This window comes from Thermococcus waiotapuensis (assembly GCF_055384795.1).
On the sequence record NZ_AP042429.1, the window covers coordinates 836,476 to 857,234 of the forward strand.

21 protein-coding genes and 1 pseudogene are annotated in these 20,759 nt (G+C 55.0%); 13 read left to right on the top strand and 9 right to left on the bottom strand.

What is annotated here, in order from left to right:
- Positions 1-67 precede the first annotated feature (67 nt).
- A complete protein-coding gene (gene moaC, locus ACZ47M_RS04700) occupies positions 68-544 on the bottom strand; it encodes a cyclic pyranopterin monophosphate synthase MoaC (RefSeq protein WP_315341046.1) in 477 nt (158 codons plus the stop codon).
- A gap of 89 nt (positions 545-633) precedes the next feature.
- On the opposite strand from moaC, the gene ACZ47M_RS04705 reads away from it, so the two are divergent.
- The gene (locus ACZ47M_RS04705) at positions 634-2,013 is read left to right on the top strand and encodes an alpha/beta hydrolase-fold protein (RefSeq protein WP_315340608.1); all 1,380 of its coding nucleotides are present in this window, start codon (positions 634-636) and stop codon (positions 2,011-2,013) included.
- Between the two features lie 149 nt (positions 2,014-2,162).
- Here ACZ47M_RS04705 and ACZ47M_RS04710 read toward each other — a convergent pair whose 3' ends face one another.
- Positions 2,163-3,041: an MBL fold metallo-hydrolase gene (locus ACZ47M_RS04710; RefSeq protein ID WP_315340611.1), complete on the bottom strand. Its 879-nt coding sequence runs from the start codon at positions 3,039-3,041 to the stop codon at positions 2,163-2,165.
- Between the two features lie 309 nt (positions 3,042-3,350).
- On the opposite strand from ACZ47M_RS04710, the gene ACZ47M_RS04715 reads away from it, so the two are divergent.
- From ACZ47M_RS04715 to ACZ47M_RS04730, 4 genes and pseudogenes are all read left to right on the top strand, one after another.
- Entirely contained in the window at positions 3,351-4,220 is an 870-nt protein-coding gene (locus ACZ47M_RS04715; protein ID WP_315340614.1) for a DMT family transporter, read from the top strand.
- A 54-nt stretch (positions 4,221-4,274) separates the two neighbouring features.
- The gene (locus tag ACZ47M_RS04720) at positions 4,275-5,192 is read left to right on the top strand and encodes an isoaspartyl peptidase/L-asparaginase family protein (RefSeq protein ID WP_315341050.1); all 918 of its coding nucleotides are present in this window, start codon (positions 4,275-4,277) and stop codon (positions 5,190-5,192) included.
- Positions 5,192-6,362: pseudogene (locus tag ACZ47M_RS04725) on the top strand (MFS transporter). Before ACZ47M_RS04720 ends, ACZ47M_RS04725 begins: the two are co-directional and overlap by 1 nt.
- Positions 6,355-7,308 (top strand): radical SAM protein, encoded by a 954-nt coding sequence (locus ACZ47M_RS04730; RefSeq protein ID WP_315341053.1) that lies wholly within the window; start codon positions 6,355-6,357, stop codon positions 7,306-7,308. Before ACZ47M_RS04725 ends, ACZ47M_RS04730 begins: the two are co-directional and overlap by 8 nt.
- Here ACZ47M_RS04730 and ACZ47M_RS04735 read toward each other — a convergent pair.
- Together ACZ47M_RS04735 and ACZ47M_RS04740 are read right to left on the bottom strand one after the other, a co-directional pair.
- The gene (locus ACZ47M_RS04735) at positions 7,298-7,789 is read right to left on the bottom strand and encodes a hypothetical protein (protein WP_315340617.1); all 492 of its coding nucleotides are present in this window, start codon (positions 7,787-7,789) and stop codon (positions 7,298-7,300) included. The two genes, ACZ47M_RS04730 and ACZ47M_RS04735, sit on opposite strands and share 11 nt — an antisense overlap.
- Positions 7,779-8,714 (bottom strand): serine/threonine-protein kinase RIO2, encoded by a 936-nt coding sequence (locus ACZ47M_RS04740; RefSeq protein WP_315340620.1) that lies wholly within the window; start codon positions 8,712-8,714, stop codon positions 7,779-7,781. The genes ACZ47M_RS04735 and ACZ47M_RS04740 overlap by 11 nt, the downstream gene beginning before the upstream one ends.
- 88 nt (positions 8,715-8,802) lie before the next feature.
- Between ACZ47M_RS04740 and ACZ47M_RS04745 the strand changes: the two genes are divergently transcribed.
- The gene (locus ACZ47M_RS04745; protein WP_315340623.1) at positions 8,803-9,903 is read left to right on the top strand and encodes an MFS transporter; all 1,101 of its coding nucleotides are present in this window, start codon (positions 8,803-8,805) and stop codon (positions 9,901-9,903) included.
- Between the two features lie 106 nt (positions 9,904-10,009).
- On the opposite strand, the gene ACZ47M_RS04750 is transcribed toward ACZ47M_RS04745, so the two are convergent.
- From ACZ47M_RS04750 to ACZ47M_RS04760, 3 genes are read right to left on the bottom strand one after another with little or no spacing between them, the layout of a single operon-like run.
- Positions 10,010-10,522 (bottom strand): hypothetical protein, encoded by a 513-nt coding sequence (locus tag ACZ47M_RS04750; protein ID WP_464883407.1) that lies wholly within the window; start codon positions 10,520-10,522, stop codon positions 10,010-10,012.
- A gap of 6 nt (positions 10,523-10,528) precedes the next feature.
- Positions 10,529-11,725, bottom strand: a complete 1,197-nt coding sequence (locus ACZ47M_RS04755) for a proteasome-activating nucleotidase (protein WP_315340628.1) — start codon at positions 11,723-11,725, stop codon at positions 10,529-10,531.
- A gap of 59 nt (positions 11,726-11,784) precedes the next feature.
- Positions 11,785-12,249, bottom strand: coding sequence for a hypothetical protein (locus ACZ47M_RS04760; protein WP_315340630.1), 465 nt, complete (start codon positions 12,247-12,249; stop codon positions 11,785-11,787).
- A gap of 101 nt (positions 12,250-12,350) precedes the next feature.
- Between ACZ47M_RS04760 and sppA the strand changes: the two genes are divergently transcribed.
- The 3 genes from sppA to ACZ47M_RS04775 are packed head-to-tail and all read left to right on the top strand — an operon-like array spanning position 12,351 to position 14,786.
- On the top strand, positions 12,351-13,334 hold the full coding sequence (sppA, locus tag ACZ47M_RS04765; protein WP_315340632.1) for a signal peptide peptidase SppA: 984 nt from the start codon (positions 12,351-12,353) through the stop codon (positions 13,332-13,334).
- 5 nt (positions 13,335-13,339) lie between these two features.
- On the top strand, positions 13,340-13,810 hold the full coding sequence (locus ACZ47M_RS04770) for a PH1570 family protein (RefSeq protein ID WP_315341056.1): 471 nt from the start codon (positions 13,340-13,342) through the stop codon (positions 13,808-13,810).
- Positions 13,800-14,786, top strand: a complete 987-nt coding sequence (locus ACZ47M_RS04775) for an AI-2E family transporter (protein ID WP_315340634.1) — start codon at positions 13,800-13,802, stop codon at positions 14,784-14,786. Before ACZ47M_RS04770 ends, ACZ47M_RS04775 begins: the two co-directional genes overlap by 11 nt.
- A 2-nt stretch (positions 14,787-14,788) precedes the next feature.
- On the opposite strand, the gene folP is transcribed toward ACZ47M_RS04775, so the two are convergent.
- Entirely contained in the window at positions 14,789-15,607 is an 819-nt protein-coding gene (gene folP, locus ACZ47M_RS04780) for a dihydropteroate synthase (protein ID WP_315340636.1), read from the bottom strand.
- 67 nt (positions 15,608-15,674) lie between these two features.
- Between folP and ACZ47M_RS04785 the strand changes: the two genes are divergently transcribed.
- The 4 genes from ACZ47M_RS04785 (at position 15,675) to ACZ47M_RS04800 (ending at position 19,475) form a co-directional block, all read left to right on the top strand.
- Positions 15,675-16,646 (top strand): beta-ribofuranosylaminobenzene 5'-phosphate synthase family protein, encoded by a 972-nt coding sequence (locus ACZ47M_RS04785; protein ID WP_315340638.1) that lies wholly within the window; start codon positions 15,675-15,677, stop codon positions 16,644-16,646.
- Between the two features lie 5 nt (positions 16,647-16,651).
- Complete coding sequence (locus ACZ47M_RS04790) at positions 16,652-17,446, top strand: N-glycosylase/DNA lyase (protein ID WP_315340640.1); 795 nt, start codon at positions 16,652-16,654, stop codon at positions 17,444-17,446.
- Positions 17,447-17,580: 134 nt separating this feature from the next.
- The gene (locus ACZ47M_RS04795) at positions 17,581-18,540 is read left to right on the top strand and encodes an ABC transporter permease subunit (RefSeq protein ID WP_315341059.1); all 960 of its coding nucleotides are present in this window, start codon (positions 17,581-17,583) and stop codon (positions 18,538-18,540) included.
- Positions 18,541-18,545: 5 nt separating this feature from the next.
- Positions 18,546-19,475, top strand: a complete 930-nt coding sequence (locus ACZ47M_RS04800) for an ABC transporter ATP-binding protein (RefSeq protein WP_315341062.1) — start codon at positions 18,546-18,548, stop codon at positions 19,473-19,475.
- On the opposite strand, the gene ACZ47M_RS04805 is transcribed toward ACZ47M_RS04800, so the two are convergent.
- Positions 19,472-20,740 carry a UbiD family decarboxylase gene (locus ACZ47M_RS04805; protein WP_315340643.1) on the bottom strand — a complete coding sequence of 423 codons (1,269 nt, stop codon included), beginning with the start codon at positions 20,738-20,740 and terminating at the stop codon, positions 19,472-19,474. The two genes, ACZ47M_RS04800 and ACZ47M_RS04805, sit on opposite strands and share 4 nt — an antisense overlap.
- Positions 20,741-20,759: the final 19 nt, after the last annotated feature.

The window sequence follows — 20,759 nt, forward strand, 5'->3', positions numbered from 1 at the left end:
CTCACCGTAGGGAATTAAAAGGGGTTTTGATCACTGATGTCCCAAAAGGGTCACGTCGAACGAAACTCTATGGGATGTCTTCCCCCTTCTCCTTTACTATTACCTCTATTCCCTCGATCCTCGTGTTCGGATACTGCCCCCGCTCATCCTTTTCAACGGCCTTGACCATGTCCCAGATCGTAAGCAGAGCAACCGTAACACCCGTCAGCGCTTCCATTTCAACGCCGGTCTTGTAGTAGGCCCTGACCTCGCAGACAGCCTCCACGTAGTCCTCTCCGAACTCAAAGGATATATCAACGCCCGTGAGCGGTATCGGATGGCAGAGCGGGATCAGCTCGGAGGTCTTTTTCACCGCCAGAATTCCGGCTATCTGGGCCGTGGCTATGACGTTTCCCTTCTTGGTTTTTCCCTCAAGAATCAGGCGAATGGTCTCCGGTTTCAGCCTTATCCTCCCTTTCGCAACTGCCCTCCTGAAAACCATATCCTTGTGCCCGATTTCTACCATCTTCACTCCCCTTTCGTCCACATGGGTCAGCTCTCTCATCGAGACCACCATGGAAATTTTGAGACTTCCCTAAAAACGGTTGCGGAAAAGGCTAAAAGCCCCTCAGACTAAGTTTACCCGGTGGCAACATGGACGTAAGATTGATCGGTGCGCTGATGCTCATTATACTTGCCCTTTCCGGCCTTTACTTTGGTGTTAATCATGGATCCGGCGTTCAGAGCGGGGACACTTCGGGGACAACATCCAGTCCGGACAACGCTGCCACCAAAACGACCTGGACTACCACTCCCCAAACCACCACAACCAGTGGCTATGTAATCCCAGGCACAACTACATCCACCACCAGCGGAACCAGAACTACACTTCCACTTACCACAACCACAGGCAGGTCAACCGCAACTACAACGACCACGACAACAGCCTCCACCACCCTCAACGAAATAACCGTGACCTTCGTAGTCTCGGTGCCCGAGTACACGCCGGAGGGAGATTATGTCTATATTGCCGGGGATTTCAATGGCTGGAACCCAGGAGACGAGCGTTACAGACTGAAGAGACTCCCGGACGGTAGGTGGGCAATAGACCTGACCTTTCCCTACGGGACGGTGATAGAGTTTAAGTTCACGAGGGGCTCGTGGGAAACTGTTGAAAAAGGGCCCAACGGGGAGGAGATTTCGAACAGGCGCTTCGTTTTCACAAAGGCAGATACCTACGAGTTTACCGTCTACAACTGGCGCGACTACGTCGAGTCCAGCAAGGAGCACACGGTAACGGGCAACGTCAGGACTTTCAAGATGTTCATCCCGCAGCTGAACGACACGAGAAGGATATGGGTTTACCTTCCCCCGGATTATAACTCGTCGAGAAAGAGGTATCCAGTACTCTACATGTTCGATGGCCAGAACCTCTTCGACAACGCAACGGCTTTTTTGAGTGAGTGGGGTGTCGACGAAGCCCTCGAAAAGCTCTATGGGGAGAAAAACTTCTCAATAATCGTGGTCGGGATAGACAACGGAGGCGATAGGAGAATCGACGAGTACGCTCCGTGGGTGAACGAAAAGTACGGGCGGGGCGGTCTTGGGAATGCCACGCTTGAATTCATAGTGAAAAACCTCAAGTCGTTCATAGACACGCAGTACAGAACCGATCCAGAAAAGACGGGCATCATGGGCTCCTCTCTGGGCGGACTGATGGCACTCTATGCCGGTTTTCTTTATCCCGACGTCTTCCAGTACGTGGGGGTCATGAGTCCTGCGTTCTGGTTCAATCCGGAGATTTACGACTTCGTCAAGAACGCCAGCGGGGGGCCGAAAAAGATATACATCGACTGGGGGACGGCCGAATCGCAGGACATAATCAGCGGTGCCGAGAAAATGGTCGAAATACTTGAGAACAGGGGCTACACGGAAGGGGTGAACATCAGGGTAGTCATCGATGAAGGCGGTGATCACAACGAATACTACTGGGGCAAAAGGTTCCCGGGAGCGGTTCTGTGGCTCTTCGGCTGACCCCTTTGTAATTTGCCCGTCATTTTCGGCACGCTCTTCCTTTAAGCCCCGTTTTCATAACGGCTTTCGTTTATCCCCTAAATGGAAAGAGACCGGCCATTCTTAGATTCGCTGGGTCAGGGGAGGTGCCCCGGGATTTGTTTATGGCTTCAGCGGGTCTTCGCCCTCCACTTAAGTCCCCCATCCACAAAGACGTCTATCTCCCCCCTGTTGTACAGCTCGGCTATGAAAGCTCTCACAGGGACGAGGTTGAGGGCGAGCTTCTGAGGGGTTATGACTACGCCGTAGTGCTCCATTATCCTGAAGGCCAGCTCGTCAACAGACATCGGGTCTCGCAGGAGATCTAAAATCAGGGACTCGGTTTCATCCACCCGTTTAAGGTTGAACTCAAGCAGCTCCGCCGCTTCTTCTCCTCCAACAGGCTTCCCGTGCGAGGGGATGAGCAGGTAGCCTTTGTCTACATAATTATGTAATTCTTTGATTGAAGTCTTGAATAATTCTGGGTCGATGAGGTACGGCACCCCGACGGACTGGATGAGCTTTTCACCGAAGAAGGAGTCTCCGGCGTAGATTAGCCCGTTTTCATCGTCCAGGAAGCCCGTCATCCCCGGCGAGTGGCCGCTGAGCCCTATCGCCTTTGTTCCAAAAAGCTCATCGCCCCACTCGAAGACCGCATTAACCTTTACTCCTTCCGGGAACTGGAAGACGAGGAAGCCTTCCGGTGCCTTTGAGCCGAATGTTAAAAGCTCCCTGTTGAGGGGGCTTTCAGCTATCGAGAACTCGAAGCGGTGGATGAAAAGCGGCGCGCCTATCTCCGGGGCAACGGCTATGTGGTCTGCATGCCCGTGGGTCGCCAGCTGGGCCCTGACATCAAGTCCCAGCTTTCTGATTTCCCTTTTCAAATCTTTGTGCCGTCCGCTCCCGTGGCCTGGGTCGATCAGGACTGCCCCTCCATCAAAAACCCGGATTAGCGTAGAAGGGCTCCCCGGGTAGAGGTACGCAGAATCACCAAATTTTCCAAGTGCCATGTTACCACCGTGGAAGTTTGAGTGGAAAGGCTAAAAGGGTATCGATGGGTCGCCACTCTGGGGTCTTATTGGATTCAGAGAAGGCCGCTCGGATAAGTGCAGGAGGTTCCCTGGCTGTCAAACCCCCAGCGGGGCCCCCAATTGCCCGTAGCCTTTCCTACGTGATTCAGCACTCAAGATCGTCATCATCCTTTCGTCAGCATCGCCGAGCTCATCATACAATCCTTGCTCGCGGTGAAGGCTTAAATTTTCTTTTTTGAGGCTCATCGAAACGTTAAACTTTTAAACTAAACCACTCCTTTTCCCTCCATGAACGGAACAGCGCTCGGAGTGATTGCCGCCCTGGCCTCTGCACTCTGCTGGGCAACGGCCACAATCCTGGTAAAGGCCGGGATGAGGTCCAGGAGCCCCGTGGCAGTTAACATGATCCGCCTCTACGCTGTTTCTCTGATGTACCTTGCCGTCCTGATCCCAACGGGCGGGATAGAGGAGATACTCAGCTCGAGCTCCCTCTATCTTGCCGTTGCCTTCGTCTCGGCCCAATTTGGCTTTGTCATAGGCGATTACTTCTACTTCCATACCCTCCACAGGATGGGCGTTTCAAGAACCGTCCCCATCACATCCACCTATCCCCTGTGGACAGTCCTCTGGGCGTCGCTCTTCCTCGGGAGGAGGGTAAGCCTTAGAGTTTACCTGGGGGCTCTGCTGATAGTTTTAGCCATCATAATCGTCCGCAGGGCGGAGGAAGAAGAACACGCAGATCCCAGGGGCTTCGTATACGCTTTACTAACCCCCGTCTCCTGGAGCATAGGCATAGCCATGATGGACTGGCTCACCGGGCACTTCAACCCCCTGACGCTGGCCGGCCTCAGGATGTTCTCTGCGGCCATAGGTGTTTCGGTTTTTCTCCCCGCTTACAGGGACGAGCTCCTCAGCACAAACCTGAGAGAGCTTGCCTTGCTCTCTGGAGCGGCCTTCAGCGGTCTCCTCCTCGGCCAGTTTTTCTTCGTCTACTCGACACAGGCCGTTGGCTCCCAGGTCTCGGCCCCGGTCTCATCCATAAACCCGCTCATAGCCTCCCTTATGGCGGTGGTTTTCCTTAAGGAGACGCCGAACAGGAAGATACTCGAAGGGCTTGCGCTTGCAATCCTCGGCATACTCCTCGTCTCAATGGGGTGACCCGTTTCCATAACCCTTTTAACCTTTCGAGCACTTTTTCCAGCGGTGATCCCCATGGTCGCTATCATAGTCCACGGTGGCGCCGGGACGATAAAAAACGAGGAGCGCATCCCGAAGGTTCTTGAAGGTGTTAGGGAAGCCGTCTTAACCGGCTGGCGCGAGCTGAAGCGCGGTTCTGCGTTGGATGCCGTGGAGGAAGCCGTTAAAGTCCTCGAGGATAATCCCCTCTTCAACGCAGGAACGGGGAGCGTTTTAACTCTCGACGGAAGGGTCGAGATGGACGCGGCCATAATGCGCGGGAAAACCTTGGAAGCCGGTGCCGTTGCCGGAATCTGGGGGGTTAAGAACCCGATAAGCGTCGCCAGGAAGGTTATGGAGAAGACCGACCACGTCCTCCTCGCGGGGGAGGGGGCAGTTAAGTTCGCCCGCCTTTTGGGCTTCGAGGAATACAACCCGGTAACGGAGGAGAGGCTAAAGCAGTGGGAGGAACTCAGAAAGAAGCTCATCGAGAGCGGGGAAACGACCTGGAAGAAGCTGAATGAGCTGATAAAGGAGTACCCCGAGGTTCTGAGGAGCACGGTCGGTGCGGTTGCCTTCGACGGTGAAGAGGTCGTTGCAGGCACTTCAACGGGCGGAGTTTTTCTCAAGATGTTCGGCCGCGTTGGGGACACGCCGATAATCGGCGGCGGAACCTACGCCAACGAAGTGGCAGGGGCCTCCTGCACGGGCCTCGGGGAGGTGGCAATAAAGCTCGCCTTGGCCAAAAGTGCTACAGATTTTGTAAGGCTCGGCATGGACGCTCAGGCGGCCAGCGAGGCGGCAATAAGCCTCGCCACAAGATACTTCGGCCCGGACACGATGGGAATAATAATGGTTGACTCAAAGGGCAACGTTGGCTTCGCCAAGAACACGAAGCATATGAGCTACGCCTTCATGAAGGACGGCATGGACGAACCGGAGGCTGGGATCTAGTGAACAGCAGCAGAAACATCTGGCTCCTCAACCTCTCGACCTTCTTTTTCTTCCTTGGCGCAAGCTCACTTAACCCCATAGTGTCCCCCTTCTCGATGACTTTCAATGCGAGCCCCTTCATTGTCGGTGTTCTCGCGGGGATAACCTCGGTGGTCTCGCTGGCCTCAAAGCCTATAGGGGGTATAATCGGCGACAGGGGTTATCGCCTTGAGGCCATGATCCTCGGAAACATCCTCAGCCTCGTTTCCGGTGTCCTCTACGTTGTTTCGGCTTTAGTTAGCAATATCTGGCTCTTCGCCTTTACGAGGGCCCTGCATGGCTTCTCGATGGGGATATTCTACCCTTCAAGCCTCTCGACGGCAGTTGACTTAGCTCCACCAGGAAGGGTCGGGGAGACCCTCGGTTGGCGCGGCATGATGTTCTCCCTCGGCAACATAATCGGTCCAGCCCTCGGGGGCTACGCCTCGGACTACTTCGGCTTCGCCGGTGCTTTCTTCCTCGTGGTGCTCTTCTCAGCAATTGGGGCGCTCTTTGTGGTTCCCGTTAGAAGGGACGTTGGAAAAATCGCCGTGTCAGGGAAAAAGAGGGAGAAGGCAGACTATTCAGAACTCCTCAGGCTTCACTTCGTGGCGGTGTCAGTAGCGCTCCTCTTCTTCTCTGCCTCCTATTCTGGCGTGACCACCTTCCTCCCTGCCCTCTACAAGGAGCTCTCCTACCCCCAGAGGGTCTTCGGGAGGTACATGATGATTGTAGGGGTAGCGAGCTTCGCCACCAGGTTGATTGGAGGCAAAAACGCCGACAGGATGGGGCCGATACCGGTCTCCGCGGCGGGCCTCCTCACGGTTATAACCGGTTACCTGCTCCTCACCCAGGCCACTCTCCCCCCCGGCTTCCTACGCGAGCGCCGTTTTCATAGGTGCTGGCTTTGGTCTGGCAGTTCCTGCGATGCAGCTCATGGCCCTCGGAAACCTGCCCGGGAGGATAAGGACGATGGGCTCAAGCGTCTACACGATGTTCTTCGACCTCGGAACAATGGGCGGCCAGTTCGCCCTCGGCTACGCCGCGGAAAGCCTCGGCTATGCTGGAATTCTGAAGTTTCTACCTGCCCTGGCAGGGATAGCCCTTTTAATGCTGGCCTTTGCATACTTCGCGGGGGATGAAAATGGTTGAACTCATAAGGGTCTCCTACGGAACGGCCGTTACGATGGGCCTCAGAAGTGGAAAAACGCTTGCTAAGCCGACTACCGCTTACCTCATGACCTACTGGCCGGGCCACTGCAGGAACAACTGTGCCTTCTGCGTCCAGGCCAGGGAGAGCAAAGCTGACCTTGAGAAGCTTTCCCGCGTCACCTGGCCGGCCTTCGAGCTGGAAGAAGTTTTGGATGCTCTGCCAAAGGGGAACTTCTCCCGGATCTGCCTCCAGACGATAGACTACCCCGGGATGGTGGAAGATGTCCTGGAGCTCCTCGAGGCCTTCGCGCCCCTAAACCTCCCGGTTTCGGTCTCCATAACGCCCGTTGAAAAAGAACTTCTGAGGGAGTTCAAAGGGAGAAGAGTTGACTACGTCGGTGTTGGGCTTGACGCGGCAAGCGAGCGGGTCTACAGGGAGGTGAAGGACTCCCTCTACTCCTGGGATGATATGTGGAAATTTACCCGGGACATCGTCGATGTCTTCGGCCCGGGAAGTGCCTTCGTTCACCTCATAGCTGGCCTCGGGGAGACGGATAGGGAGATGGTAGAGGCCATGGCGCGGGCTTATCGCATGAAGGCCGAGGTTTCTCTCTTCGCTTTCACCCCCATTAAGGGAACGCGCCTTGAGAACGCCAAACCTCCGTCCCTGGAGCGCTACCGCAGGATACAGCTGGCGAGATACCTCCTTGAAAAGGGACTTTCTTCCCCTAAGGAATTTGAATTCGATGAAAACGGCAACCTCACGGGCTTTGGAATTCCAAAGGAAGAGCTAACAGAGCTGATCCCGCCGGAGGTTTTCGCCACCCACGGCTGTCCGGGCTGCAACAGGCCCTACTACAACGAGAGGCCGAAAAGGGAGCCCTACAACTTCCCCTTAAAGCCCGAAAAAGAGTACGTGGGTAGGATCATAGAAGCTATCCTCTGAGAACGGATAGGGCCTCGTTCATCTCCCTGAGCGGGAACTCTTTTTCGACTTTCTCCCCCCTCGCCAGTCTGATCATGGCCTCAACGAAGTCCCTGAGGCCCTCGTCTTCCCCAACATGGTGGAAAAAGCTCTCCCCATCGCGGCCCAGCTCTTCCAGCTTCCCGGACTCTCTTATTATCGTCAGTATGTCCCCCAGTCTCTTGAACCCCAGCCTGAACAGGTTCTCGTTGGGAGCCCTGGCTATCGCGCGGAGGGCGCACTTAACGGCTCCCCTGTAGTTATCTTCCTGAAGAAATATCTCAGCCAGCCTGAAGCAGGCCTCAAAGTAGAGCTCCGGCTCTTCTTCCATGCTCTCGTGGAGGATCTCATCAAGCTTCTCCTTCGCCTTCTCCAGGTCCTTCCGGTTCTCCGCTTCGATGGCCTCGCGGAATAGCTTTGCTATCCTCTCCTTCCTGTTAAGGGGTTCGTATTTAATTACCATCCCCCTCCCCCCTGCTTTCCCTCCAGGCCGATTCAAACCTGGGCCACACCTCATCGAATTCCCTTCTAACGCCCCACCTTCTCCCGAACGCATTCAGCAGAACGGCTATGTCCCTTTTCAACAGCTCATAGCTCTCGGGGTTGACTGTTGTCATGTACTGGGCCCAGTCAATTATGAGGATGTCCCCTTCCGTGGTCAGGACTACGTTGAACTCGCTCATGTCCGAGTGGACTATCCCGAAGCGGACTATCTTGAGGTACTCATCAAGCACTTTGTCCAATATTTCCGCCGCCTCTTCCTTTGTTAGGTCCGTATCCCCAAGCTCTGCAAGTTCTCTCCCTTCGATGAACTCCATAACAACGACATGCCTGTTCCACGCTATTGGCCTGGGGACTCTGGCTATCGGGCTGAGGAGCGTCAAAGCCTCGTGCTCCTTCTTCGCTATAAGCCTCGAGACGTAGAGCCAGCTCGTGTGGTGTTTATCTTGAAACACGTGCCCGTGGTATGTTGCCTTTCTGGAGGCCGTCCTGCCCCCGATGCGGTTGAACTTGATCGCGACCTTCTCCCCCGAAGGGGTCACCCCGACGTAAACGTCCGCATCCTTCCCGACCCCGATTTGAGCTGTGCTTATGGCCTCTATAACCCCTTTCTTCGCCAGGGCCCTTATTGCCAGGGCATCGTAGCCGTGAATCGTGAGCTGATAGCCGATATAGCCTATATCGCTCCTCCTTACAACGAGGCCCCAGTTGTCGAGCCTCCCAAGGCGGAACGATGCCGTCTCAACGTCAACCTTGGCGAGGCGCGCTATCTCCTCTAAGGGCACCCATTTATAGCGGCGCATGCTGAGCTCTACTCCCCTCAGTATCTTGAAGTCGACGTCGCGGAGATTCGGATAAGCGTCGAGGGCCAACAGTTTGCTGACCATTTCTCTCCCGGGGTTTCATATTCCCCGGGATTTATAAATGTAGTTACCTTGCGACAGGTTTTTAAACGCTCAGTTATCAATCGAAGCCATGCGGAAGGGGCTCCTCGCACTGCTGAGCCTGGGCTGGATATTCAACTACGCCCACAGGATGGCTGTTCCCCCGCTGATACCCATAATAAAGGCAGAGCTCGGAATAAACAACGCAGAAGCCGGCCTGCTGATGACAGCGCTCCTCCTGCCCTATGCCCTCGTCCAGGTCCCGGCCGGTTATTTAGGCGACAGGCTGGGAAGGAAGCGCCTCCTCGTGATAAGCATAATAGGCTACTCACTTTCTTCGGCACTCATCGTGTTTGCGAGACAGTACTGGGAGCTCCTCGCCGTCAGGGCCCTCTACGGGGTCTTCTCCGGCCTCTACTACGCCCCTGCAACAGCCTTAATAAGCGAGGTCTACCGCGAGAGGAAGGGCTCCGCCCTCGGGGTCTTCATGATTGGTTCCCCGGCTGGAACCGGAATAGCGCCCCTCATCGTCGTTCCACTGGCCCTCACCCTCCAGTGGGGTTACGCCTTCGCGGCTCTCTCCGCAATGAGCCTTCTCGTCGGCCTTGCTCTAATCGTTACCGTGCGCGGGGAGGTCTCAAAGCCGCAGAGGGCTTCCTTCTCAATACCCGGGAACGTTTTCCTTCTCAGCGCGGCGAACTTCGTTGTTCTTGCCGCTTTCTTCGGTCTGCTGACGTTCCTGGTGTCATTCCTCGTGGATTCCGGCGTCTCGATCGAGAGTGCCTCCGTCCTCTTCTCCCTGCTCTCGGCTGTGGGAATAGCTGGCTCCCTGCTCGGCGGCGGTCTCTACGACAGGATGGGGAAAGGGAGCATCCCGGTGATCTTCGGCCTCAACGCCGTTCTCACGTTCCTCCTCGCTGTAACTGCTTCTCCGTGGGTTGTTATTCCCCTGGGCCTGACGTTCTACTCCGTAGGCGCCATAGTGACCGCGTACACCTCAGAGAAGGCCACCCCGGAGAACCTTGGCCCCGTGATGGGCTTCGTCAACATGGTGGGCTTCTTCGGCGCGACGGTGGGGCCGTACCTCCTCGGCTTACTTATCGATGGCGTGGGTTATAAGAAGGCGTTCCTTTCCATCCCAGCTATGTACTTGCTGGCGTGGGCCCTGACAAAGCTGGAAGAATCAATGTAAGGAAGAAGAGCGAGCGACGTCAGCCGTAAATGACTCGTGCATCGCTATTTTGCTGACCATTTCTCTCCCGAGCGCCTTAGCAAACCCCGTTATAAACCTGTTTCACTCACTCCCCAACCAGAAACGTCCATCTCGCCCGGTATACCCGAAGACCCTTCCTCCCCGTTGTCTCAAGACTCAGCCTCAGAGGAAAATCCGTGGCAAGAAAGCCCATGGAAACTTCCCCGGATCCACAGTCACCGAGCCCGTCCGCCTCAAGTACATAACTCCCGTCCTTTGAGTAAACCTTTACAGGGACTTCGCAGGGTGGCTCGACCCTCCAGTAGATGGAACCTCCATGGGGAGGCTGAAGGGTGAGCTTAATAAAGCCTGGAGAAAGTTCGGATGGCAGAACGGAGGCAGTCACCAGGTTTCCATTTCTCCTGACGTTGAAGGACAGCATGTCCCCGAAATCCACCCTGGCTTCTCCTTCACCGGACAGTACTGAGACTCCGTTCAGGATACCCGAGCTTGAATAGGTTGCCTCCAAGTCAGTGGTGACTAACGTGTAAAAGGCGAGGGATATGAGGAACAATATGAGGGCAATTAAAAGGAGAGTCCTCCACCTCATGTTGAACACGGCCAATCAGCCGTACATGACCTCGTGCATCGCTATCGCCTGTGCGAGCCTCTTCTCCGAGCCGAGTACTTTATCAACGGCCTTAAGGAAGTCCTCCTGGGTTACGTACGTCCTCCTGTCCCTTATGGCGAACATTCCCGCTTCCGTCGCAATGGCCTTAAGGTCGGCTCCGCTGGCGCCTTCGGTAAGCTCCGCTATAACGGCCAGGTCAACGTTCTTGAGGTTCATCCTCTTCGTCTGGACCTTCAGTATCTCAAGCCTTCCGTGGAAGTCTGGAAGCGGAACTTCAATCAGCCTGTCGAACCTTCCTGGCCTCAGTAAAGCCGGGTCGAGTATGTCTGGCCTGTTGGTTGCCGCTATGACCTTGACGTTTCCGCGCGGGTCAAAGCCATCCATCTCAGCAAGGAGTTGCATCAGCGTCCTGTTTACTTCCCTCTCGCCGCCGGTGGTTTCGTCCAGCCTCTTCGCGCCTATCGCGTCAATCTCGTCTATGAAGATTATCGTCGGAGCCTTCTCCTTGGCAAGTTCAAAGAGCTCGTGGACCAGGCGAGCGCCCTCTCCTATGAACTTTCTGACGAGCTCGCTACCGACGACGCGTATGAAAGTTGCGTTGACCTGGTTTGCCACTGCCTTAGCCATCAGGGTCTTTCCGCAACCCGGTGGGCCGTAGAGGAGAACGCCCTTCGGTGGCTCTATGCCGACTTTCTCGAAGAGGTCCGGGTGTTTAAGCGGCAGTTCCACCGCCTCCCTAAGCTCCTGGAGCTGTTTTTCCAGGCCACCTATGTCATTGTAGGTAACGTTTGGCCTCTCTATGACCTCGAAGCCGAGAACGCTCGGGTCCTTTTCGCTCGGGAGGAGCTCAACGACCGCCATCGTCCTCTGGTCGAGGGCAACCCTTGAGCCGGGTTTGAGTTTGTCGCGCTCTATCCAGGGGGCTATTCTCACCACGAAGCGCGGGCCGTTGTAGTTCTGCACTATTGCCCTGTCGTCGTCGAGAAGCTCTATCACGTTGCCCGCAAAAGCCGGTGGCTGTCTTAGCCTCGACATCTCCATCCTAAGCCTTGAAAGCTCTCTCTCCAGCCTCTCCTTGTCCGCCTCGAGGGTTCTCACCTGGAGTTCAAGCTGTCTAATTCTCCTCTTGAGGAAAGTGACGTAGTCATCGTAATTAACTTCCTCGCCCTTCACCTCGTCAAGACTTCCCATGCTCTCACCCGAGCTAAGTTCATTTTAAGTCTTTTTAACTCTATCTCTACTCTGGCCAGTCACCGGAGCACGCCGGCAATTCTGGACATAGCCCATGTTTTAACATCCTCGTCCAGGATGTCGTTTATTATCTCCATTGCCTCGCTTATCCTCCCTTCCCTGGCCAGCTTAAGCGCCACCTCGGCCTGTATCTTTGACCTGCCCGCTAAATCCGTTATGTACCTGGCTATCCTGAGGGATTCTTCGACTTTCCCGATGTTGAGGAAGTCAAAGGCCATCCCCATCAGAACCTTGGTGGAGTCATCCCCTGGAAGATCAGCTGCCGAGTTGATGGCCTTTTCAAGGGCTTCCCGGTAGTCCCCATCGTTTTCAGCGAGTTTAAGGGCTATTCTGGCATAGGCCATCGTCCTGACTTTATCGTCGGGTATTTCCCCAGCTATTTTCATTGCGTCCCCATACTTTCCAGAAGAGATAAGCTTCATCACGGCATCATAAAGGGCGCGGGAGCGGTACCAGACTTGCATGTTGATCCCCGAGAATATTGGGTGGAACTCAATTTAAACTTCCCGGTTGGACTGCCCGAAGGATTAAAAGCCCGAAGGTCAACTTGAGCCGGTGTTGGGGGATGAAGAGTGAAGTGTGGAAGTACATCAGCCTGATGCTCGTCCTGATCCTCGGTGTTTTCGTAACTTCCACTGCCCTTCTTTACCTCCAAAACCAGAGCATCGGAAGTTACACTCCTCCCCAGTGCAACTGCACGGTCACGACCGTAAACCAGACACAGGAGGAATGGTACAGGGCCAGGATAGCGGAACTTGAGGCGCAGCTGAGGGCAATCGAGCTCGGGAGAAACGTTACAGGCGGGAACGTCAGCATAGCGGTTGTTCCCATATTTGGAATCATTACTGAAGAAACTGCCCTATACGTCGTCCCAACGCTTGAAAAGCTGGCCAAAGACGACTCAATAGGCGGGGTTCTCCTGTGGATAGAGAGCCCTGGCGGAGCCGTGGGGGCGGTAAGGGAGATATACAAAGAAGTCCTCGTCCTAAGGGCAAGAAAACCCGTTGTAGCCTACACCGGCGGAATAGCGGCGTCGGGAGGGTACTATATAGCCGTGGCCAGCGATGAAATCATAGCGGATCCCCTGGCGGAGGTTGGCAGCATAGGGGTCATATACGTCCACTACAATATGGAGAAGAACTACGCCCAGACAGGGATTAACGTTGAGGTCTTCAAAACCGGCCCCTACAAGGACATGGGCGGGGAGTGGAGAGGCCTAACACCCGAGGAAAAGGAACTGATATGGGACCAGATTCAGTCCTACTTCAGAAGCTTCCTGGACGTTGTGAGCCTCGGAAGGAACATGACGGAGGAAGAAGTTAAAAACTTCGCCAGCGGAAGAACGTGGTTTGCCATCAACGTCACGGGAAGCCTCGTCGATTCAACCGGAAACTTTCAGACAGCCGTTGAAAAACTCGAAAAGCTTATGGGAGTCAGAGGAGCAGAAATAAGAGTGTACGACTCACCCACGGGAAGCTACTCCCTCGGCCCCATCGGGAGTACCTCCCTTTACCTTGATCCCCGCTACCTAAAGCCCATACTTGGGTGATGGGTATGCTGTGCGAGGAAAAACTTGAGGTGTTCGAAAACGGCTTCGAGGACGGGAAGTTCAACCTCAGGGTGGAGTTCTACGGGAGGGACGCGAGGAAGGTTCTCCTGGCAATGATCAGGGAGCTCTACCTCCCGGAGTATGGTCCGGAATACGTCTATCCATTCGAGTGTGCCAAAGAGTTCTGGGGAATCCCGCTCGAACCCGGGGACATCACGGAGGACGAGTTTAAACCGAGTCCGGTCAAGTTCATAACACAGAGCATAGCGGACAGGCTGGAAAAAGCCTTGAATGACATCGGGGCGCCGGTGGAGATCAAACTTGATGAAGCTGAAGTCCACAGGCTCAAAACTGGCCTGCTTGCACTTGGGAAGAATTTTGTGCTCGACGAGAGCAGAAAAGTCCTGTTCGTCTTTAACAAGCCTTCGGCCAAGGGGCTGATACTAAAATACCTGGGGATGCTCGATGAGGACTGAAGCGGCTGTTTGGGCAGGTATTTCGATAGTGATCCTCTATCTTGTCTGGAAAGTAGTCCAGCCCCTCGTTTCGCCGATAGTAATAGCCCTGGCCCTGGTTTACGTTACCTATCCTCTCCACAGCAGAATGTCCGGAAAAATCGGGGAGAAAAAATCCGCCATGATCTTAACGGGACTTTTAGCTGTGCTGTCCTTTCTCTTCATTTTTGGCTTTGTCCTGTGGGTGTCAGACGTTAAAAAACAGCTCGTAAACTACCTGGGGATGTTTTTCAACTGGCTTCAGTCCGTGACCGTATCGTCCCCAACGGTGAACGAGGCCCTGACCGAAATAACGAAGGGCATTGAGGCCAGACTGGGGACTTACGTTGCCAGCTACACCTACTCAATTCCAAAGCTTTCTCTCGAGGTGTTCGTCCTCATATTTGTCTACTACGGCGGTCTAATAAACGCCCACGCTATAGCAGAGGGCATATACTCTCTTATTCCCCCTGAGAACGAAGGGTTCGTAATGCGCCTCATAGATGAGGCAAAAAACACCCTGGACACACTCCTTAAAAGCTGGCTCACCCTCAGCGTCATCAAAGGTTCCCTCACAGTTCTGGGCTTCTGGGGGTTTGGGATAGCTCCGGTGAGCGGTGCCATCGCCTTAGGAATCCTTGCCGTTCTCCTGGAGCTTCTCCCGTTCCTCGGCGGCTGGACGGTGTGGATTCCCGGGGCAATATACCTCGCCCACAGTTCCCAATGGGGAACGGCACTTCTCTTCGCAATATACTCTGCAACCTTCATCTCACCGCTCCCCGACTTCTTCCTGGCCCCAAGGATGACCCTCAGGAGGAGGGGGTTAAACGCCCTGATCTCCCTCCTCGGAATATTTGGTGGACTTTGGGCCTTCGGCCTCGTCGGGATAATCATAGGGCCAGTCTCCCTGGGCCTCCTCACTACGGTAATCGAGGAGTGGAAGAACGCTGTGAAGTGAAATCATGGCCGGAACCTCTTAATGAAGGCGGCCATCTTCACAGCATCGAGGGTCTCTCTCACGTCATGGGTTCTGATAATTTGAGCACCGTTGAAGACCGCTATTGCGGTAGCCGAGAGGCTCCCGGGCAACCTCTCGGCAGGATCCTTTCTCCCCGTTATCGCGCCGATGAATGACTTTCTTGAGAGACCTACGAGTACCGGCCTCCCGAGGATTTTGAGGGCGTTGAGGTTCGCCAGAACCTTTGAGTCCCACTCGTACCATTTTGGAACTTCCGGGCGGAGAAAGCCGATTGCCGGGTCTACTGCGATATCCCCGATCCCGTGCTCTCTCGCTATAACGAGGCTCTCCTGGAGAAAGTCGATGACCGTGTGAAGGGGATTGCTGAAGTCCCGCACCCTTCCGTGGGCGCAGAGGACAACAGGGGCCCCATGCTCAGCCGCGACATCCGCCATGCTGGGGTCTTCCTTCAGCCCGGTAACATCGTTTATTACGTCCGCTCCCGCTTTGAGGGCCTCTTCGGCGACCCTCGCGCTGGTGGTGTCGATGCTTATCGGGACGTCCAGGCTGTCGCGCACGGCCTTTACAGCCCAGACTGCTCTCCTTACTTCCTCTTCAACGGGGATCCGGGTCTCAAGGTAGGGGGCGGTGGACTTGGCGCCGATGTCGATGAAGGAGGCGCCTTCTTCGACCATCTTAACCGCCGTCTCCACGAGCTTCTTCTCGTCGTTTCTAACGCTACCCTTGTAGAAGCTCTCCGGCGAAACGTTGATAACGCCCATTATTCTTGGCTCGCTGAGGTCAACTCCAGCAAACTTCATACCACCACCGTGTGGTGCTGGCGTTGGTTATAAAAAGGTCTTTCGTTAAAGAAAGGCGGTGATCATCATGATAATCCGCACGCCGAAGAGGCTCCACCTCGGTTTAATAGACCCCTCCGGGGGGCTGGGGAGACGCTTTGGCGCCATCGGAGTCGCCCTTGAAGGCGGCTACGAGATAAAGGTCTCCCCTGGCGATGGGTTAAAGATAAACGCCTCCGGTAAGGACGAAGATACAATAAGGGAAGCCGTCGCCCGCATGAACCACTCTTTCGGAACGGGCACAGGCTACTCCATCGAGGTCGTGAAGGCCATTCCCAGGCATGTAGGCCTGGGCTCAACAACTCAGCTGAGCCTCGCGGTTGGAATGGCTATAGCGAAACTGAACGGCCTAAACATCAGTGTAGAAGAGCTGGCAAGGGCCCTCGGGAGGGGAAAGAACAGCGGCGCCGGGATCTACACCTTCAAGCTCGGAGGTCTGGTGGTGGACGGGGGCGTTAAAGACGACGTCCCCCCGCTCGTGGTCAGGCACGAGTTCCCGGAGAGCTGGGCGTTCCTCCTGATAATTCCAGACCTTAAACCCGGTTTCGATGAGAGGGAAGAGGAGCCCGTGATGAAGTCCGCTCAGGGGGATCCGGGAGTTGCGAGGGAGATAAGCCACATCCTGCTCCTCGGCCTTTTACCAGCCCTCGTAGAGAAAAACATAGAGGCCTTCGGGAGGCACCTCACGGAGATACAGAGGCTGGTCGGGAGGCACTTCGGGAGCCAGCAGGGGGGCGAGTTCAGGGAAGATCTAAAACCTATAATCGATTTTCTGGCAGAAAAAACCTACGGCTATGGCCAAAGCAGCTGGGGACCTACAGTCTACGGGCTAATCCCCCGGGAAGAGGGCGAGAGGCTCATTGGTGAGGCCGAGGACTACCTGAGGGAACACGGGCTGAGGGGAAGGGTCGAGCTCGGGGTTCCCAGGAACAGCGGGGCCGAGGTTGTGAACCAGAACGTCTTCCTCGAAAGGCTGATAAAGTCGGTCTCCTCGGGGTGATCCACTTGACCTTGGATAATTTCATCAAATTCACCCCTAAGGAGGAGGAAGCGAAGGTCTCCCGGCTAATCGAAACGCTCTCCGGGCTTGGGATAGAATGTGCTAAAACGATAGAGGAGCGCGTTGACCTCCAGTTCGATGCCCTGAAAAACCTCCGGGAGAACCTTGGGGATAATGAGCTCTTTTTGAAGCTCGTCGTGGCGAACTCGGTAGTGAGCTACCAGCTGAGCGGAAAGGGCGAAGACTGGTGGTGGGAGTTCTCGGCTTACTTCTCGGAGAATCCTTCCGGGGAAGGCATAGCCAGAGCTTATGCCCGTTTTCTTCCCAACTCCCGGACCAACAGGAGGCTCACCGCCGGGAAGGTGAAGAGGCTCCAGAAGCTCGAACCCTTCTTAGCTCAGCTAACCTTAGAAGACCTCCAGTACTACTACTTCAATGGAATGGAAAGGCTCAGGGATGACCTGGCCAAGGCCATGAACGCAGGGAGGGACGCCAAAACGATAGTTTTCGCCGTCAAGATGTTCGGATACGCTGGTAGGATCACCTTTGGTGAGTTCGTTCCCTACCCAATGTCCATTGAAATACCCGAAGACGTCAGAATAAAGGCCTACACAAAGCGGTTCACAAGCGGGCCCCCGGTAAACTTCTGGAATAAAATAGCGGAGAAAACCGGGATCCCTCCCCTCCACATAGACTCGATTCTCTGGCCAGTTTTAGGTGGGAAGAGGGAAGTTGTTGAGAGGCTGAAAAAGCACTGCGGAGAAAAGGCTGAGAAAGTACTAATGCTGAGGGATCTCTGAGGGCTACATCTTTTTGTGTTAGCCCTTCGTCTCTTTTAATTCACGGTGCTGATTTCAAACAACCACCTGTGGGGCAAAGATTTTTATACTACAGATAATAGTTCTGGATGAAATAACGGGAGGTGTGGACTTTGATGTGGGGTTTCAAGCTGGAGTTCAAACAGAGCCTCAGGAGCAAGAAATTCATAGCGACGATTGCCATAATGATGCTACTCTACGTCCCGTTTTTCTACATCCTGAAGCAGAACGAGGATCTCGCCAGCATGAGCACCAGCGAGTTCATGAATAGCCTTATACAGTTCCTCGGAGGAATGGCGACGTTCTTCGTAGCAATCCTGGCTCTCCTCATGGGCGCAACCGCGATAAACTCGGAGATAGAGAAAGGAACACTGAGGGTGGCCGTGAGCAAGCCCCTCTCAAGGGTGGGCTACATCGGCGGAAAGATGCTGGCCCAGATAACGGTGATCTTCGTCGCCCTCTTGCTCTCGGCACTCGTGGCCGTCCTGGGCTTCCTGGCGATAGGGGCACCCATGGACTCAACGATAGTCAGGGAAGTCATCCTCCTGAACCTCCTGCTCGTGGTTGGGCTCAGCCAGCTCCTGCTCCTGGGATACCTCATCTCGACGGTTGTAAAGTCATCTACGAACGCACTCGGCCTGGCGCTGGCCCTCTTCTTCGTCATGGCCCTCATAGTTCCTGCGATAGTGGGATACATGGCCTTTACGGCCTCTGAGGAGCCTGGAAAGAGCTATGAAAGCGTTTACAGGGACTACGCTACCAAGTACCTCTTCTTCGAACCGACGACCCAGCTGAAGCTGACTCTCTCTGACGTTGAGGATCACGAGTGCTATCTTACAGCCAAGAAGTACGATCCCCAAACGGGGGAAACGACGGTTATCAACAGGACAAAGACCGACAGCTGTAGCTATGTGTTACCCGGAGACACACTTTACGAGTGTAGCTGTAACTCGACCTACGTTGGGGTAACCCACTCTGTGAGCAAGAACATGAAAAACTTCCTGATAATGGTCGGGCTGGCCGTCTTCTACACGGGTGCAGCCATACTGCGCTTCCTCCGCATGGACCTGAGGTGATGGAAATGATCGAAATTGAGAACCTCGTGAAGAGGTACGGGGACGTAATGGCACTTGACGGGCTCACGCTCACCGTGAAGAAGGGGCAGATCTACGGCTTCTTAGGGCCCAACGGCGCCGGTAAGAGTACAGCCATACTCAGCACCCTCGGCCTCATCTACCCCCAGAAGGGGAGGATAAGGCTCTTTGAGGAGGAGGTGTTCAGGGACGGAAAGTACAACGAGAAACAGCTCATCAAGGCAAAGGCGAGGATAGGCTACATGCCCGAGAACGCCACCCTCTGGGAATTCCTTACACCCATGCAGACCCTGGACATAATCGGGGAGTCCTTCGGGCTTTCAAGGGAAGAGAGGGCAAAGCGCGCCAGGGAACTCTTAGAGCTCGTCGACCTCTGGGAAGCGAGGGACAAGAAAGTCGGAAAGTTCTCCAAGGGAATGAAGCAGAGGCTCCTCCTGGCTCAGGCCCTCATAAACGACCCCGACCTTCTCATACTCGACGAGCCGATGACGGGCCTTGACCCAACGGGGATAGCAGAGTTCAAGAACATAATACTGCGGCAGAAGAAGGAAGGAAAGACGGTTTTCTTCTCCAGCCACATATTGGCCCACGTCGAAGAGGTCTGCGATACGGTTGGGGTCATTGTCAGGGGAAAACTCCGCGCCGAGGACAGCATAGACAACATAAAGATGAGCTTCCTGAAGAAGGTCGGTTACCTCATCCTCCTCGAGACGGACAAGCCGGTGAGCTTTGACGGGACTGACTGGAAGATTGAGAAGGTCAGCGAGACAAAGTACAAAATAACGGCTCCAAGTGACATAAGGCCCGAGATAAACGAAATAGTCTGGAACCAGGGGGCAAAGATACTCCAGCTGATGGTCCGCGTTCCGAGCCTCGAAGAGGTCTTCTTAGAGCTTGTGGAAAAAAATAAAGGCTAAACCTTCGCCCTCTCGAACTCTTCCTTTCTTTTTAGGGGCTTTGTCGCGTCTATCCCCCACTTCGCGGTCAAACCGTCCTCAGCCGAGGGGTCAAGGGTGCTACCGCGGGCGTTGGACACTACGACCAGATCTTTATCCGGCTGGAAGCGAGTCGCTATCGCCCACTCCACCTCTCTATCGTCGTAGATGTTGATGTCCTCATCAACCACGACGACGTGCTTCAAACTGGGGTGGCCGGTAAACGCGGCCAAAATAGCGTTCTTTCCATCACCGTCGTGCTGTTTTGTTATCGAAACTACCGCGTGGAACCACATGGCACCGCCCTCGGTTAGCCTTACGCCGTGAACCTTTGGAACGACGCGCTTGACGCTCGCGTATATCTGCGGCTCCTTCGGAAGACCCATGAGCATGTAGTGCTCGTAGCCACCCGAGAGGAGGGCGTGGAATATCGGCTCATCAACGTGGTACATCCTTTCAAAGACCACCAGCGGCTGCTTCCTGACGTCGTCATAGGTTCCGGTTATGTCCACGAAGGGCCCTTCATCAACCAGCTCGGGCGTTATTTTTGCCTCGAACACGAACTCCGTCTCAACGGGAACGGGGATGCCTCCAACGTTGACCACATCAACGGGCTTTCCAAAGGCCTTCTCGCTCATCCTGCTTGCTATTTCGAGCTCGCTGATGTCGTAAGCTGTGCTCGTTGCCCCGGCCAGGAGCAGGTGAACCGGGTTCCCGACCACTATTCTAACGTCGAGCTCCTCCCCGTGGTCTGCCCTGTCCTTCCACATGGAGTAGAGGTGCCTCGGGACGAGCCTTATCGCGGCCGTTTTATCGTCGCGCACCATCATCCTATGGAATGAGACGTTAACGAAGCCCCTCTCATCCCTGGCTATAACCATGGCTGAGGTGAAGTACTGGCCGCCGTCCCTGGGGTAGTACTTTGGAACCGGTAGCTCCCTTAGCGAGAAGTCTGTGGTGGAGTTCTCCATGAAGGGGGCCCTCTCGACTGTTCTGCAGGGGGACGGGTTCTCCATGGCATCGGCCATGAAGTGGAGCATTTCCTCCTTTTTGATCCCCAGGTAGCGGGCTATCCTCTCCCTGGTGCTCCAGAGGTTTCCAACGACCCTCCAGCCCTCAACGTCTTCGAATAGAACCGGCCTGTCCCTGTACTTGAGGAGGTACCTGGTTATCTCAAGCTCCTTGCTAACGGGTTCCTTGACCACAACGAGCTCATCTTCAAACAGCTTCAGTATCCCCTCGAGCATCCTACCACCTGCCCAGATT

Excerpts from the sequence above, each read along its gene's own strand:
- moaC (WP_315341046.1), bottom strand. The coding sequence starts at position 544 with ATGAGAGAGCTGACCCATGTGGACGAAAGGGGAGTGAAGATGGTAGAA.
- ACZ47M_RS04705 (WP_315340608.1), top strand. The coding sequence starts at position 634 with ATGGACGTAAGATTGATCGGTGCGCTGATGCTCATTATACTTGCCCTT.
- ACZ47M_RS04710 (WP_315340611.1), bottom strand. The coding sequence starts at position 3,041 with ATGGCACTTGGAAAATTTGGTGATTCTGCGTACCTCTACCCGGGGAGC.
- ACZ47M_RS04715 (WP_315340614.1), top strand. The coding sequence starts at position 3,351 with ATGAACGGAACAGCGCTCGGAGTGATTGCCGCCCTGGCCTCTGCACTC.
- ACZ47M_RS04720 (WP_315341050.1), top strand. The coding sequence starts at position 4,275 with ATGGTCGCTATCATAGTCCACGGTGGCGCCGGGACGATAAAAAACGAG.
- ACZ47M_RS04730 (WP_315341053.1), top strand. The coding sequence starts at position 6,355 with ATGGTTGAACTCATAAGGGTCTCCTACGGAACGGCCGTTACGATGGGC.
- ACZ47M_RS04735 (WP_315340617.1), bottom strand. The coding sequence starts at position 7,789 with ATGGTAATTAAATACGAACCCCTTAACAGGAAGGAGAGGATAGCAAAG.
- ACZ47M_RS04740 (WP_315340620.1), bottom strand. The coding sequence starts at position 8,714 with ATGGTCAGCAAACTGTTGGCCCTCGACGCTTATCCGAATCTCCGCGAC.
- ACZ47M_RS04745 (WP_315340623.1), top strand. The coding sequence starts at position 8,803 with ATGCGGAAGGGGCTCCTCGCACTGCTGAGCCTGGGCTGGATATTCAAC.
- ACZ47M_RS04755 (WP_315340628.1), bottom strand. The coding sequence starts at position 11,725 with ATGGGAAGTCTTGACGAGGTGAAGGGCGAGGAAGTTAATTACGATGAC.
- ACZ47M_RS04760 (WP_315340630.1), bottom strand. The coding sequence starts at position 12,249 with ATGCAAGTCTGGTACCGCTCCCGCGCCCTTTATGATGCCGTGATGAAG.
- sppA (WP_315340632.1), top strand. The coding sequence starts at position 12,351 with ATGAAGAGTGAAGTGTGGAAGTACATCAGCCTGATGCTCGTCCTGATC.
- ACZ47M_RS04770 (WP_315341056.1), top strand. The coding sequence starts at position 13,340 with ATGCTGTGCGAGGAAAAACTTGAGGTGTTCGAAAACGGCTTCGAGGAC.
- ACZ47M_RS04775 (WP_315340634.1), top strand. The coding sequence starts at position 13,800 with ATGAGGACTGAAGCGGCTGTTTGGGCAGGTATTTCGATAGTGATCCTC.
- folP (WP_315340636.1), bottom strand. The coding sequence starts at position 15,607 with ATGAAGTTTGCTGGAGTTGACCTCAGCGAGCCAAGAATAATGGGCGTT.
- ACZ47M_RS04785 (WP_315340638.1), top strand. The coding sequence starts at position 15,675 with ATGATAATCCGCACGCCGAAGAGGCTCCACCTCGGTTTAATAGACCCC.
- ACZ47M_RS04795 (WP_315341059.1), top strand. The coding sequence starts at position 17,581 with ATGTGGGGTTTCAAGCTGGAGTTCAAACAGAGCCTCAGGAGCAAGAAA.
- ACZ47M_RS04800 (WP_315341062.1), top strand. The coding sequence starts at position 18,546 with ATGATCGAAATTGAGAACCTCGTGAAGAGGTACGGGGACGTAATGGCA.
- ACZ47M_RS04805 (WP_315340643.1), bottom strand. The coding sequence starts at position 20,740 with ATGCTCGAGGGGATACTGAAGCTGTTTGAAGATGAGCTCGTTGTGGTC.